Source organism: Micromonospora sp. WMMD1274 (assembly GCF_049179035.1).
GTDB lineage: Bacteria > Actinomycetota > Actinomycetes > Mycobacteriales > Micromonosporaceae > Micromonospora > Micromonospora tulbaghiae.
This window is the reverse complement of record NZ_JBMHMG010000001.1, coordinates 6393162-6407911: the sequence shown is the minus strand read 5'-3', so window position 1 is coordinate 6407911 and position 14750 is coordinate 6393162. Positions and strand designations below refer to the sequence as shown.

The window sequence follows — 14750 nt, the reverse complement described above, 5'->3', positions numbered from 1 at the left end:
CGTCCGGCCGCACGGCCGGCTGCTGGCGGGGAAATGTACCGGATCAGGAGGCGGCCGGCGCGGTCGGGTCGGCGGTGTCGCGGCCGTGGTGGAGCACGTCGGCCAGCCCGGTCACCTGGAGCACCCGGTCCACCCGGCCGGTCGCCCCGGTGAGCCGCAGCCAGCCGCCGTCGGCGGCGACGAGATTGTCGCCCCGGACGAAGGCCGCGATGCCGGTGGAGTCGCAGAACGTCAGTTCGGTGAGATCGAGCAGCAGCTCGCGGTGCCCCTCGGCGACCAGCCGGTCGATCGCCGAGTTCAACGCTCCGGCCGTGGCGAGGTCGAGCTCGCCGGCCAGCCGGAGGCAGACGCCGCGCCCGTCCCGCTGGGCGTACGTGACGGTGAACGTCACAGTGGCCCCCCTCGCTCCCACCACGGAAAACCCTTGCAGTGGTGCAAGTATATGGGACGGCCGCCCCGGCGCCCGTCAGCGGCCCGCCGCCGACAGCCCGCCCACCAGTGCGCGGCCCCGGTCGAGGAAGGCGGCCGCGCGCGGGAAGTCGCGCAGCTGCTGTCCATAGTGCTCCAGAGTCAGCCCCACCGCGCCCGCCGGCACCCCGCGGCTGACCAGGATCTCCACCAGCCACTCGACGAAGGCGGTGAACAGCGTCGCGTCGTCCACGTAGAGCGCGGCGGCCAGGAAGTCCACGATGTAGCCGAGGTCGCTGATCGTGGAGTCGAGCTGCGCGGGGGTGTAGTCAGCCGTCGACGGCACCCGCTCCCGCAGGTCGGCCAGGGCGCTGTCGATCAGTTCGCCGCGCCGCTTGACCAGGCTGGCGTACTCGTCGTCGGCCAGGTGGTCCAGCCGCGCGGGCGGCGCCTCGCGCAGCGCCCGCTCGTCGGCCACCAGGTCCGCCGCGGCCGGCGCGTCGGGCGCCCACGGCACACCGAGCACGCGGGCCCAGCGGCCGTCGTCGCCGAAGCCCCGGCCGCCGACCACCACCGGCACGTCGGAGCGGCGGCACGCCTCCACCATCCGGTGGGCGTGCGGCAGGCGCATCGGCAGGGCGCACGCGAGCGCCACCGCCTCCGCGTCGTAGCGGTGCAGGTAGGACACCAGGTGCGCGGCCGGGACGCTGGCGCCGAGAAAGACGACCTGCCAGCCGCGCAGCCGAAGCACCTCGGCCACCAGCCGGGCCGGCAGCGCGTGCCACTCGCCGTCCATGCAGGCCATCACGATCCGCCCGCGGGTCGGGCGAGGATCGGCGTACGCGGCCACCGCGGCCACCACCCGCTCGCTGATGTGGGTGGCGGCGTGCTCCTGGGCGACGCTCCACTCGTTGCGGGCCCAGCGTTCGCCCACCTCGGCCTGGGCCGGGGCGACCAGGTCCAGCAGCACCCGCTCGGCCGGCACGCCCGCCTCCAGCAGCCCGCGCGCCACCGCCACGGCGGCGGACTCGTCGGCGTCGGCCAGACACTCCAGATAGCTGGCGAAGGCGTGGCCCGGGTCGGCCCCGACGGTCGGCACGGTCACGCGGGCAACTCCCTCGTTCGTTCGGTCCCGGCCAGGTCCGGCACGGCGTGCAGGTGCCGCGGCGCCCGCCCGGCCGGGCCGGTGGCCCGCAACGCGAGCACCGCGATGTCGTCGTGGTCGCCGTGCGCGAGCCAGTCGCAGGTCACCTGCTCGACCCGCTCGGCGAGCGCGGGCGCGGGCATCCGGTGGCAGCCGGTCACCGCGTTGAGCAGCCGCTCGGCGCCGAACTGCTCGTCGCCGCGCCGCCCGCCGCGCGCCTCGGTCACCCCGTCGCTGTAGAACAGGCAGGTCTCCCCCGGCGCCAGCTGCACCGTCACCTCGCCGATGCGGGGATCGGGCACCACGCCGATCAGCATGCCGCGCAGCGGCACCACCTCGACCTCGCCGGACTCCCGCAGCACCAGCGGCGGCAGGTGCCCACCGCCGGCCAGGGTCAGCGTCAGGCCGCCGTCGCGGTCCGGTCGCGCCACGCCGAGCACCATGGTGGCGAACCGGCCCTGCCCGTGCGCCTGCGTGGTCTCCAGCAGCGCGTCGTTGAGCAGCTTCAGCAGCCGCCCCGGCTGGGTCTCGACCCGGTGCAGCGCCTGCAGGCACTGACGCAGCTGGCCGGTGAACACGGCCGCCTCCACGCCCTTGCCCGACACGTCACCGAGGAAGAACACCGAGCCGCCGTCGGCGAGCCGGTGCGAGCCGTAGAAGTCGCCGCCGATGCGCAGCCCGGCCTGCGCCGGCCGGTACGCGGTGCCCCACTGCACCCCCGCCGCGGGGGCCGGCTCGACCGGCAGCAGGCTCGCCTGCAACGTGTCGGCGACCTCTGCCTGGTCGCGGTAGAGCATGGCGGTGGTCAGCGCCGCGCCGGCCCGGGCCGCGAACGCGCGGACCAGGTCCACGTCGGCCTCGTCGTACCAGCGGTCGGCCCGCCGGACCACCAGCAGCGCCCCCGCCGGTGCCTCCCGGCCGGGCAGCGGCACCACCCGCGCGGTGGCGCCGGAGGCGTCCAGTCCGGGCAGCCAGCCCGCCTCGGCGGCCTGCTCGACCAGCCAGTCCAGCTCGTGCGGCTCGGCGCCGGACAGGCCGGCCTCGATGGCCGCCGGGAGCGCCGGGGCGGGCAGCACCCCGCCGTCCACGACCGGCGAGCGGTCGTCCGCGCGTACCGCCCGCCACCAGCGGGCGCGCCCGGAGCGCGGGGCGAGCACCAGGACCGCCACGTCGGCCGCCGTGGGCACCGCCAGACGCACCACCGCGGCGGCGGCCCGGTCCGGGTGCAACGGGTTGCCGAGCTTCTCGCCGACCACGGCGAGGAACGCCGAACGGGCCCGCTCGGCCAGCAGCGCGTCGGCCCGGCTGACGCTCTCGGTGACGTCGTCGACGTACCAGCAGCGCCGGCGGTGGGACAACGCGACCGGGCGTACCCGCAGCCGCCGCCCGTGGTGGGTGAACTCGGCCGGGCCGTCGCCGCGCAGCGGGGCCGGCCCGGCGGCGGCCAGCAGCTCCCCGGGCGTCGCCTCCGGGATCAGCCGCTCCGCGACCGGGCTCACGTGCCGGACGACACCGTCGCCGTCGCAGACGACCAGGCCCTCGCGGAAGTGCTCGACCACCTCGGACCAGTTCGGGACGGTGCGGTCGCGGTCGGCTGCCAGCGGCGGCAGGGCGGACGGCGCCGGCGCGGCGGCGGACCATGCCCGGGCCCGTGCGGCACTCGGCGTGGAGATCCGTCCGTCGCCCGGGTCGGCACCCCTGACGTCGGCAGCAGTCACCAGCTGAGCCCCACTCTCCTCGTCGACACCCGGGGGCGCCGGACCCGGCGCCTGTGGTCACGTCTCACCGCCCACCCTACGCCGGTGTGCCGGGAGCGCCACCTCACGGCGCTGCCGGCCCGCTCGCGCGTCCAGCGAGGTGCTGCCGCTGTTGTTACGATCCTGTCAACCCGGTCCCGGCCGGCAGCCCCGCGGAAAGGCGTGACGTGGTTCCTCAACGGAGAAGGCCCGAGGCGAGCCCGCTGAGCATCTCCGTGGATCGATCCGACCCGGCCGTCCCGGTGGTCGTCGTCGGCGGCGACCTGGCGTACGCCACGGCCGCCCCGCTGCGCGCTGAGATCGACAAGCTGCTCGCCGGATGCCCGGCAACGCTGGTGTTCGACTTCGGCGGCCTGGAGTTCATGGACAGCACCGGCCTGTCCGTGATCGTGCACGCCTGGCGTGAGGGCCAGCAGGCCGGCACCGTCATCGAGCTGCGCGCGGTTCCGCGCTTCCTGGAGACGATCCTCGACCTGACCGGCGTCACCGGCCTGCTCGACCGCTCGCCGGTCGACGACGCCGCCGGCCACCCGGTGCCGGATTCGACCGCTTCCGCGTGACCCCGGGGGTTTCCCGGACGCGCCCGGCTGGGAACATGGACGCGTGCCCTCCCAGATGTTGACCATCGAGGTGGACCGGCTCGGCGCCGGTTCCGCCCGCATGCGGCTGGCCGGGGAGCTGGACTTCGACACCGCGCCGGAACTCGTCGACGCCGTCGCCGACCTGCGCCGCGACGGCCACCAGGAGCTGGAACTCGACTTCGCCGGGGTGGACCTCTGCGACTCCTCCGGCCTGAGCGCGCTCGTGGTGATCCACCGGGCCGGCACCGGGGCGATCCGCCTGCTGAACCTGAACCCGCAGATCAAGCACCTGCTGGACCGCACCGGCCTGGCCGAACTGCTGGCCGCCCCGCCGCGCGACCTGACCGGCGAGACCCGCGAGGTGGGCTGACCGACCCCGCGGTGCCCGCCACACGGGCTGAGCGTCCGGCGGACAGGGGTGGCCCCCGACCCTGGGACCAGGGGCCGGGGGCCGAGGAGGATGGCTCAGGCGGCGGGCGCGGCCTGCCGGTGCGGCGCCTCGTCGCGCGACTGTCCCGCGAGCGGAGACTCGACGTCCTCCGGCGCGCCGGAATCGGGCGTCTGGAACAGATAACGGACGAAGTCCCCGCTCATGTCGTCGTCGTCCGCCCCGGGCCACTGCCCGACACAGTCGACGCCGACCACCTCGCGTCCGCTGCCGTCGTGGTGCTCCAGCAGGGCCCAGAGGGTCACCGGGTAGGAGCGGGTGTCGTCCGGGCCGATCCGCCAACGGGCGTACCAGCCGGGACGGGCGGGGACGATCTCCACGATCCGTTTCATGTCGACCTGCCCTTCCGCGTGCGTCGGAAGTTGTCCGGTCCGTCCGAGCCTGCCGCCCGCCGGGGTGAGCGCTCCTCACCCGCAGCGAATGAAGCGTCCGCCGGGCCGTCCGCCGTTACCTTCCCGGCAGCGCCGGGAACGCGGTCGGCGCAAGCGCAACCGACCAGGAACGAGGTGCGACGATGCGCAAGCAGATGGAGGGCGACAACCAGCGCCGCCGGACCCTGGCCCGCGAGGCCCGCGAGCGAGGGCTGCGGCCGAGCCAGACCGGCGCCAGCCTGAGCGCGTCCAAGCAGGTCACCTCGCTGGACCAGCACGACCGGTCCGGCCCGCCGCCGGCCGGACGGCACAAGCCGGACACCACCCGGGGTGGTCCCGCGCCGCCGCCGGTCGCCGTCGCGGAGCAGCAGCGCCCGCTGCCGGACCCGACGCCGTCACCCGGGGTCTCGATGGCCTACCGGGATCTCGTCGACGACGTGAGCCGGCGCGCCGGGGTGGACTTCACCACGGCCAAGGTCGCGGCGGAGGGCACCGTGCTGGCCTTGGCCCGGGCGCTGGACGAGGCGGAACGGGAGCGGCTGCTGGAGGCGGTGCCGCTGACCCTGCACGACGTGGTGCCGGTGTACGGCCTGGAACGCCGCCGCGACCTGCCCGGCTTCCTGGCCGAGGTCGGCCGGTACAGCCGCCTCACCCCGGAGCAGGCGCGCTACCAGGCCGAGGCGACGCTCGCCGCGCTCGCCGCGGCCGACGCGGATCTGGTCGAGTCGCTGCGCGTACCCGACGAGTTGCGTGACCTGCTCGGGCCGACCGACTTCGGCGGCGGCCTGGTGGGCGCGTCCTCGGCCACCGCGCCGCTGACCGAGGCGGAGCTGCGCGACGCGCTGGCGACGCTGCCCTACTGGTCCAGTGACCGGCGGTCGCTCGTGCGGACGATCGAGCTGCCCGGCGGCAACCTGGACCGGGTGCTCGACCGGCTGGACCGGCTCAAGTCCGACGTCGGACGGTCGCCGCAGATCGGGCGGCCGGACCCGGACAACGCCGTGCTGACGGTCCGGACCCAGCAGGTCGACGGCGTGACGGCGGCGGACGTCGACCTCGCGCACCGGGTGGACGCGGCAGTCGACGAGGCCGGCGCCGGGATGGCGGCCGGCTGAGCCGGCGGCGGGACGGCTCCGGTCCCCCGCGGGCCGGGGCCACCCGTGGCCGCGCGGTACCGTGTCCCGCCGTGGATCACGACGACGCCGAGACCCTGGAGATCGTGGTGGACCCGGCCCGCCCGTCCGGGCGCACGCTGCTGGCCGACGGGGTCGAGCAGTCGTACGTGGACGTGGCCGACGCCCGGTACCTGCACTTCGAGTACGTGCGGCGGATCGCCGCCGCGATCGACGTGGCCGCCCCACGCGGCGCGCCGCTGACCGCGCTGCACCTCGGCGGCGGCGCGCTCACGCTGCCCCGCTGGCTCGCGCGCACCCGGCCCGGCTCGGCGCAGCGGGTGGTCGAGCGCGATCCGGCCGTGGTCGAGCTGGTCCGGCGGAAGCTGCCACCGCTGCCGCCGGAGGTGGCGGTGGTGCTCGGCGACGCCCGGGAGGCGCTGGCCGGCGAGCCGTCCGGGGCGTACGACGTGGTGGTGGCCGACGTGTACCGGGCGGCCCGGATGCCGCCGCACGTGGCGGCGCTCGAGTTCGCGGCCCAGGCCGCCCGGGTGCTGCGCCCGGACGGCCTCTATCTGATCAACCTGACCGACCTGCCGCCGCTGGCGCACACCCGGGCGCAGGTGGCCACGCTGCGCGCGGTCTTCGCCGACGTGTGCCTGGTCGCCGACCGGCGGATGCTGCGCGGGCGCCGGTACGGCAACGTGGTGCTGGCCGCCTCGCCCGCCGCCGGGCGGCTGCCGGTGGTTCGGCTCGCCACCCGCGTCGCCGCCGACCCGGTGCCCGGGATCGTGCTGCACGCCGCGACGCTCGACGCGTTCGCCGCCGGCGCCCTCCCGGTCACCGACGCCGACCTGGGCTGAGCGTTTCCGCACCGGCGACGCGGGTAGCCGCGCCGGATGAGCGCCGCCTCGGACCGGTCCACCGCGCGCCGGACGCTGATCGTGATCGGTCTGGTCCTCGCCACCGTGGTCGGACTGGCGCTGGTCTGGGCCACCCGGCGGGTGCTGGTGTGGGGGCTGGTGGCGGTGTTCTTCGCGGTCGCCCTCAAACCGCTTGTGGACCGGCTGGAACGTCGGGTACGCCGCCGCGCGCTCGCCACGCTGCTGGTGTTCCTGGCCGCGTTCGCGCTGTTCGCCGCCGTCGGCGCGCTGATCGTGGTGCCGCTGGTGGACGAGGTGGGCCGGTTCGCCGACCGGGCGCCGGAGCTGGTGCGCGAGGCGCAGGCCGGACAGGGACCGCTCGGGCGGCTGCTGGAGCGGTTCCACCTGCTCCGGTACGCCGAACCCGGCCAGCTCCGCCGGTTCGGCGCCCGGCTCGGTGACCCGACGGTCGGGGTGGTCCGCAGCGTCGTCCAGGCGGTCGCCGCCCTGGTCACCGTGGTGGTGCTGGCGTACCTGATGGTCCTGGAGGCGCCGAAGATCGCGGCCGCCACGCTGCGGCTCACCGGTGACGGCCCGGCGGCGCGGCTGCGGCGCATCGGGCGCGACTCGTCCCGGATCGTCACCGGCTACCTGAGCGGCAACCTGCTGATCAGCGTGATCTGCGGTGGTCTGACGTTCGTCGTGCTGTTCCTGCTCGGGGTGCCGTTCGCCGCGGTGATCGCGCTGACGGTCGCCGTGTTCGACCTGATCCCGCTCGTCGGCGCCACGCTCGGTGCGATCGCCGCGACCGGCGCGGGGTTCCTGCACTCCCCCACCGCCGGCATCGTGGTGCTGGTCTTCTTCGTGGTCTACCAGCAGGTGGAGAACCATCTGCTGCAACCGGTCATCATGGCCCGCGCGGTCCGGCTGAACCCGTTGACGGTGCTGGTCAGCGTCCTGCTGTCGGTCGAGCTGGCCGGGCTGGTGGGCGCGCTGCTGGCGATCCCGGCGGCCGGCATCGTGCAGGTGCTGCTGCGCGAGTTCACACCGGCCGGACGGCAGGCCCTGCCGCAGCCCGCCGACGGTGAACCGGCGGGAGCGCCGCAACGGCCGCCGGCCGGTGGGTGAGGGCCGGCCGGCGGGCGCGCAGGGCGCTCAGCGGCGGCGGGCCAGCTCCGGGGACTCGCTCTCCAGCGGCACCGCGTTGGCCGGGACCAGGCCGAGCTGTACGGCGGGGCGGGGCAGCGTCGCGTCCAGTGCCCAGTCCGCCGCCACCCGGGGCCGGTTACCCGGCATGGCGAGCAGGTGGTAGCCGCGGGTGACGGCCTTGGCGGGCAGCCCGGCCAGCGGCACCTTCAGCGGGTTCGCCGCCGCGTCCTTGCCGCCCAGGTCCACCACCCAGCCCAGGTCGTGGTGCTTGTACGACTTGCGCACGCCCTGCCCGTAGGAGGCGGCGATGTTGTGCGCGGCCAGCTTGCCCTGCCGCTGGGCGTGCTGCGCGGTCATCGCGCACACCTGCCCGGGGCGGGTCGGGTCGGGCACGGCGGCGGCGTCGCCGCAGGCGAACACCTCCGGATAGCCGGGGACGTTGAGGAACTCGTCGACCACGAGCCGGCCCTTCTCGGTGCGCAGCCCCAGTTCGGCCACGAACGGGTCGGGGCGTACGCCGACGCACCAGATCAGGCTGCACGTCGGGACGTACTCGCCGTCGGTGAGCATCACCCCGTCCGGGGTGGCCTCGGCGACCGAGGTGCCCATCCGCACGTCCACGCCGCGTTTGCGCAGCACCCGGTCGGCGGTGACGGACATCCGCCGGTCCAGTTCGGGCAGCACCCGGGGCGCCACGTCCAGCAGCATCCAGCGCGGCCGGACCTTCAGGTGCGGGCGCTGGGCCATCAGCCGGTCGGTGAACAGCTGCCCGTGCGCGGCCACCTCCGTACCGGTGTAGCCGGCGCCGACCACCACGAACGTGGAGCGGGCCCGCTGCTCGGCCGGGTCCTCGGTCAGCTCGGCCAGCTCGACCTGCCGGACCACGTGGTCGTGCAGGAACAGCGCCTCGGGCAGGCCGCGGAAGCCGTGGGCGTACTCGGTCACGCCGGGGATCGGCAGCAGCTTGTTGACGCTGCCGACGCTGAGCACCAGCCGGTCGTACGCGAGCTGTCCGTGCTCGCCCTCGATCGAGCGGTAGCCGACCCACCGGTTCTGCAGGTCGACCCGGTCGGCCTCGCCGACCACCACACGGACGCCGTCGAGCGTGCCGGCGAGCGGCACCGCGATCCGGGTCGGCTCCACCACGCCGGCCGCCACCTCGGGCAGCAGCGGCAGGTAGAGAAAGTAGTCGGTCGTGTTCAGCAGGACGATCTCGGCCCGGTCGCGGGCCAGTCGGCGCAACGTCTTGGCCGCGTGGTACCCGGCGAACCCGGCCCCCACGATCACCACACGTGGTTTCGTCATGCCTGCTGCCGTTCCCGGGCAGACCTGCGACAAACGTACCCATGATCCATCCATCGGCGGCTATATGGACATTCCTCGTGATCGGCGCGAGGATGCCGGGATGGGAAACCACGAGACCGCCGAGGGTCGGCCCACGAGGTCCAGCCGGCGTACCTTCCTCACCGCCTCCGCCGCGGCCACCGCCGCCGCCGTCGCCACCCCGCTCGCCGCCGCCCCGGCCGCCGCCGCGACCGGCGCGCCCCCGGGCCCGGGCCGTCCGGCCCGGCCGCAGCGGCCCGACCGCGAGCTGACCGCGCTGCTGCGCGAGATCGACAGCCGCCGGATCGAGGCCGTCGTGCGCCGGCTCGCCGCGTTCGGCACCCGCCACACCCTGTCCAGCCAGACCGATCCGGTACGCGGCATCGGCGCCGCCCGCGACTGGATCCACGCCCAGCTCTCCGGGTACGCGGCCGCGTCCGGCGGCCGGATGAGCGTCGAACTGCAGTCGTACGTGCAGCAGCCCGCCTCCCGCATCCCCGTCCCGACCACCATCACCAACGTGGTGGCGACCCTGCGCGGCGACGTCACGCCCGAGCGGGTGTACGTCATCACCGGCCACTACGACTCCCGGGCGACCGACGTGATGGACGCGGTCAGCGACGCGCCCGGCGCCGACGACGACGCCTCCGGCGTGGCGGTGGTGATGGAGCTGGCCCGGGTGCTGTCGACCCGCCGCACCGAGGCGACCATCGTGCTCGCCGCCGTCGCCGCCGAGGAGCAGGGACTGTACGGCTCGGCGTACCTGGCGTCGCAGCTGAAGGCGGCCGGCGTGGACGTCCAGGCCATGTTCAGCAACGACATCGTCGGGTCCAGCACCGCCGACGACGGCACCCGCGACCCGCGTACCGTGCGGTTGTTCGCCGAGGGCGTGCCGACCGCCGAGACCCCGGCCGAGGCGAGCGTCCGGCAGTCCGTCGGCGGCGAGAACGACTCGCCGTCGCGGCAGCTCGCCCGGTTCGTCACCGACGTGGCCGAGAACTCCGCCACCGGCATGGACGTGCGCGTCATCTACCGGCGGGACCGCTACCTGCGCGGCAGCGACCACATCTCGTTCCTGCGCGAGGGCTGGCCGGCGGGCCGGTTCACCGAGCCCAACGAGGACTTCGCCCACCAGCACCAGGACGTGCGCGTCGTCGACGGGGTGCAGTACGGCGACCTGCCCGAGTTCTGCGACTTCGGCTACATCACCCGGGTGGCGCGGGTGAACGCCGCGACGCTGTGGTCGCTGGCCCAGGCGCCGGGTACGCCCAAGGGCGTCACCGTGGTGACCACGAACCTGACCAACGACACCACGCTGCGGTGGCAGCGCGGCCCCGAGCCGGACCTCGCCGGGTACGAGGTGGTGTGGCGGGAGACCACCGCCGACCAGTGGCAGAAGGTGCTGCCGGTCGGCGACGTCACCGAGGTGACCATCGACCTGTCCAAGGACAACGTGTTCTTCGGCGTGCGGGCGGTGGACCGGGACGGGCACCGCAGCCCGGTCGCCTTCCCGAAGCCCGGTAGCTGAGGCCGGCCGGTCACCGCCCCGGCGCCCGGTCCACCCCGTCCGGGGCGGTGATCGCCCAGCGCTCGTGGTCGCGCCACGCGCCGTCGATGAACAGGTAGTCCGGCGAGAACCCCTCCAGCCGGAAGCCGAGCCGGCGCGCCAGCCGCTTCGACGGCTCGTTGCCGGGCTGGATGTTCGCCTCCAGCCGGTGCAGACCGAGCGGTCCGAACGCGTACTCGATCACCAGCCGCACCCCGGCCGAGGCGTGCCCGGTGCCCGCGTACGGGCGGAACGCCGCGTATCCGAGGTAACCGCCGCGCAGCGCGCCGAGCACGATGCCGCTGATGTTCGCGTATCCGGCGATCTGCCCGGTGGCCCGGTCGCAGAACAGGAACCCGGAGCTGTCCCGCGCCCGGATCTTGCGCAGGTACGCCGCGTACCGCTGCGCGTCATCGGGCGCGGACAGCCACGGATGGTGCAGGTCGCGGCTGCGCCGGGCGGCGGCGACGAACTCCGCCTCGTCGGCCGGACGGGGACGGCGGATGGCGACGCGTCCGTCACTGCGCAGATATCGCACAGCCCCACTCTCGGACACCGCCCCCACCCCGCCCCACCCGGGGGTGCACTCTCCCGAAGGACCTTCGCAGATCTTGGTACGAAACGGCCCCCATGAGGGCCCTTTCGTACCAAGATCTCTCCCGGGCATCCGACTCTCACGCGATCTTGCACTTGATGCCCGCGAGATGTCCGCTTTACATGGGTTCAGCGGGGACCAAGGTGCAAGATCGCGCGGTGGTGCAGTCCGCCCGGGCGGCGGGGTGACGGGTTTGGGGGTTTGTGTGCGGTTCGGTTCCGGGGCGTGGGTGTGGTCGGGGCCATCGTGAGGGTGGAATCGGTGGCTGGCGCGGGGCGTTGTACATGGCTGACCGCCCAGGCACCAGGGTCGAGCGCCGGACACCGGCCCGCCCGGAGCCCCTCGTGGCAGGTCGGGGAATCGGCCGGGCCCGGTCGTCGTTACATCCCCGAGCGACGGGCATCCCGCCGTCCCCGGGAATGGCCCCGGCCCGCCCGTCGTTACACCCCCGAGCCGCGGAGCAGGCCCCCCAGCCGCCCGCGCGCCAGCCCCTATTGGCGGGCACCCCCCAAGACTTTTCCCCTCCGCGGCACCCCCGCCGCGGTCATCCCCCCTTCAGGGAGGCAACCATCATGGCTACCACTCTGCTGCGCAAGACCGTTCTGACCGCTGCCGGTATCGCCGCCACCGCCGGTGGCATCGCCGGACCCGCGATCGCCGCCCACGCCGCCCCCACCGGCAACACCACCGCCGTCGTCGCGGACCGTAAGGGTCACGGTGAGCGGGAGCTGGACGTGCGCTACGAGGCCCAGCCCAACTTCTACTTCTGCGGCCCCGCCGCCGCCCGTAACGCCCTGTCCGTGCAGGGCAAGAACATCGACGTGCACGCCATGGCCAAGGAGATGGGCACCACCGAGGCCGGCACCAACTCCATCAACGACATCACCCCCGTGCTGAACAAGGAGACCGGCGCCAGCAACGCCTACAAGTCGGTCGAGATCAGCACCCCCAAGGCCGACGACAAGCAGACCGACACCCTGCGCACCGACGTGGTCAAGACCGTCGACGCCGGCCGGGCCGTGGTCGCCAACATCGCCGGCACCGCCACCGACACCGACGGCACCACCCACTCCTTCGAAGGCGGCCACTACATCAGCGTCATCGGCTACCGCGACGACGGCCACACCGTCACCATCGCCGACAGCGCCAACCCCAACACCGCCACCTACCGGATGAGCATCGACAACCTCGCCGACTGGATCGCCACCCGCGGCTACAGCACCAGCTGACCAACACCACCCCGCCGCGCATACGGCTGCAGAGCAAGAACAAGGCCAGCGGCCAGCGCAACACATGGCGGACCAGAGCACGATGGCGTGAAGCAACACGCGAAAGGGCCCGACCCCACCACAGGGGTCGGGCCCTTTCGCGCATGTCCAACGGCTGCCTGCCGGTCACCTCGCCGTCACGCCGGTGTCGTCACCCGGACGGCTCGCTCCAGCACGCTGGGTCGCGCCGGATCGTCCGGGCGACCGCGAAGGAGCAGCAGTGGCAGCCGAGGAGGCGACGCACCGCCCACCGACCACCCACCGCCCACCCGCGACGAGCCGCCCCGACGTGAGCGTCGTCGTGCCGGTCTACAACACGCTGCGCTACCTGCGGTCCTGCCTCGACTCGGCGCTGCGGCAGACCATCGGGCCGGACCGGCTGGAGATCGTAGCGGTGGACGACGGGTCCACCGACGGCAGCGGCCGCCTGCTGGACCGGTACGCCGCCAAGCATCCCGGCACGGTACGGGTGGTCCACCAGGCCAACTCCGGTGGCCCGGCGGCGCCCTGCAACCGGGGACTGGACCTGGCCACCGGCCGGTACGTCTTCTTCCTCGGCTCGGACGACCGGCTCGGCCCGGAGGCCCTGGAACGTCTGGTCGCCGCCGCCGACCGGTACGGCTCGGACGTGGTGCTCGGCAAGGTGGTCGGCGTCAACGGCCGGCACGTCTTCTCCGACGTGTTCGCCGGCGGCAACGCGGTCGACGTGAGCCTGTTCGACTCGGCGCTGCCCTGGTCGCTGGCGAACACGAAGCTGTTCCGGCGCGACCTCGTGGACCGGCTCGGGCTGCGGTTCCCGGAGGACATGCCGGTGCTCAGCGACCAGCCGTTCACGCTCGCCGCCTGCTACCACGCCCGGCGGATCTCGGTGCTCGCCGACTACGACTACTACCACGCGGTACGCCGGCTGGACGCCCGCAACATCACGTACCACAGCCGGACCGAGCAGCGCCTGGTCAGCGTGGAGCGGCTGTTCGCGTACGTGGCCGACCTGATCCCCGCCGGAGCGCGCCGGGACGCGGTGCTGCGCCGCCACGTCGGGCTGGAACTGGCGAACCTGGTCGGCGACGACTTCCGGCACCTGGACCGGGCCGCGCAGGAGCGGGTGCACGCGACGGTCGCGCGGCTGGTGCGGCGGCACGTCACCGACGGCCTGCGGGACCGGCTCGGCATCGAGGCGCGGCTGCGCCTGGGCGCGGTGACCGCGGGCGGGGTCGACGACCTGCTGGCGGTCATCGAGCAGGACAGCGGCCGGGGCGTACCGGCGACGGTGTTCGCCGGTGACCGCTGGCACGCGGGCTATCCGGGCGCCCCGGCGCGGTGGACCGACGTCACCGACGTGCGCGCCGACTGGCTGGCGCGGCTGGACGCCGTCGACGTGAGCTGGGCCGACGGCCACACGCTGACGGTGACCACGCGCAGCCCGTACCCCCGGTTCGCCGCGGAGGCCGGGCCGGTGCGGATGCTGGCCGGTCCGGTCGTGGGCGCCACCCGGATGGACGCCGGCGATCCGGCCGGCCGCACGCTGCGCACGGACTTCGCGCTGGACCGGCTCCTGGCCGCCGGCTCCGCGAGCGGGCAGCGGCACCCGGTGCGCGCCGAGGTGGACGGCGGGCACGGGCGCGGCGGGGCCGCGGTGCGCGCGCCGCGGCTCGCCGCCGGGCGGCCCCGGCTGCTGCGGCGCGGCGCCCGGCTGTACGGGGTGGCGGCGACCGTCGACCCGCGCAACGGCCAGCTCGTGCTGTCGGTGGTGCCGGTGACTGTGGGTCAGCTCGTCGGGCGGCTGCGCCGGCGCGGGCGGCGCGGCCCGGCCGGGGCGCAGACGTCAGAGCGCAGCCCGGCCACGGCGCAGACGCCGGAGCGCGGCCCGGCCGGGGTGCAGGCGTCAGGGCGCGGCGCGGAAGCCCTGCTCGGCCGCCATGGGCACCTGGAGGTACGTGGTGCCGCGCAGGTCCAGCCAGGCCCGCTGCGGCGCGCGGACCAGCCGCACCATCACCCCGGAGCAGGCAGGACAGCGCCCGACCAGGCCCGGGGCGTGCGAGTAGACGTGTAGCCCGGCCATCGGGCCGGTCGTCCCGCAGGTGTCGCAGCGGCCGGTGGTGGCGCTCAGGTCGACGGCGAACAGCTCGCGCAGCGGCCCGTCGAGCATGTTGCCGTCCAGGTACGACAGGTCGGTCATACGCCC

14 protein-coding genes and 1 pseudogene are annotated in these 14750 nt (G+C 74.7%); 8 read left to right on the top strand and 7 right to left on the bottom strand.

All coding sequences use genetic code 11. The features are described from left to right. Nucleotides 1-43: 43 nt before the first annotated feature. From ACN27D_RS30235 to ACN27D_RS30225, 3 genes are all read right to left on the bottom strand, one after another. Nucleotides 44-391, bottom strand: a complete 348-nt coding sequence (locus ACN27D_RS30235) for an STAS domain-containing protein (protein ID WP_357895709.1) — start codon at nucleotides 389-391, stop codon at nucleotides 44-46. A 75-nt stretch (nucleotides 392-466) separates the two neighbouring features. Then, nucleotides 467-1513 carry a cobalamin B12-binding domain-containing protein gene (locus tag ACN27D_RS30230; RefSeq protein ID WP_121685526.1) on the bottom strand — a complete coding sequence of 349 codons (1047 nt, stop codon included), beginning with the start codon at nucleotides 1511-1513 and terminating at the stop codon, nucleotides 467-469. After that, the gene (locus tag ACN27D_RS30225; protein ID WP_421500629.1) at nucleotides 1510-3270 is read right to left on the bottom strand and encodes a PP2C family protein-serine/threonine phosphatase; all 1761 of its coding nucleotides are present in this window, start codon (nucleotides 3268-3270) and stop codon (nucleotides 1510-1512) included. The genes ACN27D_RS30230 and ACN27D_RS30225 overlap by 4 nt, the downstream gene beginning before the upstream one ends. A 254-nt stretch (nucleotides 3271-3524) precedes the next feature. Between ACN27D_RS30225 and ACN27D_RS30220 the strand changes: the two genes are divergently transcribed. Both ACN27D_RS30220 and ACN27D_RS30215 read left to right on the top strand, forming a co-directional pair. Further along, a complete protein-coding gene (locus tag ACN27D_RS30220) occupies nucleotides 3525-3869 on the top strand; it encodes an STAS domain-containing protein (protein WP_358176195.1) in 345 nt (114 codons plus the stop codon). Between the two features lie 43 nt (nucleotides 3870-3912). Then, a complete protein-coding gene (locus ACN27D_RS30215; protein ID WP_233586119.1) occupies nucleotides 3913-4260 on the top strand; it encodes an STAS domain-containing protein in 348 nt (115 codons plus the stop codon). 95 nt (nucleotides 4261-4355) lie between these two features. Here ACN27D_RS30215 and ACN27D_RS30210 read toward each other — a convergent pair whose 3' ends face one another. Continuing rightward, complete coding sequence (locus tag ACN27D_RS30210; protein WP_120570171.1) at nucleotides 4356-4670, bottom strand: hypothetical protein; 315 nt, start codon at nucleotides 4668-4670, stop codon at nucleotides 4356-4358. Nucleotides 4671-4852: 182 nt separating this feature from the next. Between ACN27D_RS30210 and ACN27D_RS30205 the strand changes: the two genes are divergently transcribed. The 3 genes from ACN27D_RS30205 (at nucleotide 4853) to ACN27D_RS30195 (ending at nucleotide 7812) form a co-directional block, all read left to right on the top strand. Beyond that, a complete protein-coding gene (locus ACN27D_RS30205) occupies nucleotides 4853-5824 on the top strand; it encodes a DUF2267 domain-containing protein (RefSeq protein WP_121685530.1) in 972 nt (323 codons plus the stop codon). 71 nt (nucleotides 5825-5895) lie between these two features. Next, nucleotides 5896-6684, top strand: coding sequence for a spermidine synthase (locus ACN27D_RS30200; protein WP_421500628.1), 789 nt, complete (start codon nucleotides 5896-5898; stop codon nucleotides 6682-6684). A gap of 36 nt (nucleotides 6685-6720) precedes the next feature. Next, nucleotides 6721-7812 carry an AI-2E family transporter gene (locus tag ACN27D_RS30195; protein ID WP_421500627.1) on the top strand — a complete coding sequence of 364 codons (1092 nt, stop codon included), beginning with the start codon at nucleotides 6721-6723 and terminating at the stop codon, nucleotides 7810-7812. Between the two features lie 27 nt (nucleotides 7813-7839). Here ACN27D_RS30195 and ACN27D_RS30190 read toward each other — a convergent pair whose 3' ends face one another. After that, nucleotides 7840-9138, bottom strand: a complete 1299-nt coding sequence (locus ACN27D_RS30190) for an NAD(P)/FAD-dependent oxidoreductase (protein WP_121685533.1) — start codon at nucleotides 9136-9138, stop codon at nucleotides 7840-7842. A 100-nt stretch (nucleotides 9139-9238) separates the two neighbouring features. Between ACN27D_RS30190 and ACN27D_RS30185 the strand changes: the two genes are divergently transcribed. After that, a complete protein-coding gene (locus tag ACN27D_RS30185) occupies nucleotides 9239-10684 on the top strand; it encodes a M20/M25/M40 family metallo-hydrolase (protein WP_252448973.1) in 1446 nt (481 codons plus the stop codon). Nucleotides 10685-10694: 10 nt separating this feature from the next. Here the strand turns inward: ACN27D_RS30185 and ACN27D_RS30180 are convergent, their stop codons facing one another. Then, complete coding sequence (locus ACN27D_RS30180) at nucleotides 10695-11240, bottom strand: GNAT family N-acetyltransferase (RefSeq protein ID WP_358176210.1); 546 nt, start codon at nucleotides 11238-11240, stop codon at nucleotides 10695-10697. A 629-nt stretch (nucleotides 11241-11869) separates the two neighbouring features. Here ACN27D_RS30180 and ACN27D_RS30175 point away from each other — a divergent pair. Together ACN27D_RS30175 and ACN27D_RS30170 are read left to right on the top strand one after the other, a co-directional pair. Continuing rightward, nucleotides 11870-12526, top strand: coding sequence for a C39 family peptidase (locus ACN27D_RS30175; RefSeq protein ID WP_421500626.1), 657 nt, complete (start codon nucleotides 11870-11872; stop codon nucleotides 12524-12526). Between the two features lie 259 nt (nucleotides 12527-12785). Next, nucleotides 12786-14618: a glycosyltransferase gene (locus ACN27D_RS30170; RefSeq protein WP_421500625.1), complete on the top strand. Its 1833-nt coding sequence runs from the start codon at nucleotides 12786-12788 to the stop codon at nucleotides 14616-14618. On the opposite strand, the pseudogene ACN27D_RS30165 reads toward ACN27D_RS30170, so the two are convergent. After that, nucleotides 14544-14714: pseudogene (locus ACN27D_RS30165) on the bottom strand (DUF6510 family protein); the annotation flags it as partial. The gene ACN27D_RS30170 and the pseudogene ACN27D_RS30165 sit on opposite strands and share 75 nt — an antisense overlap. Nucleotides 14715-14750 lie beyond the last annotated feature (36 nt).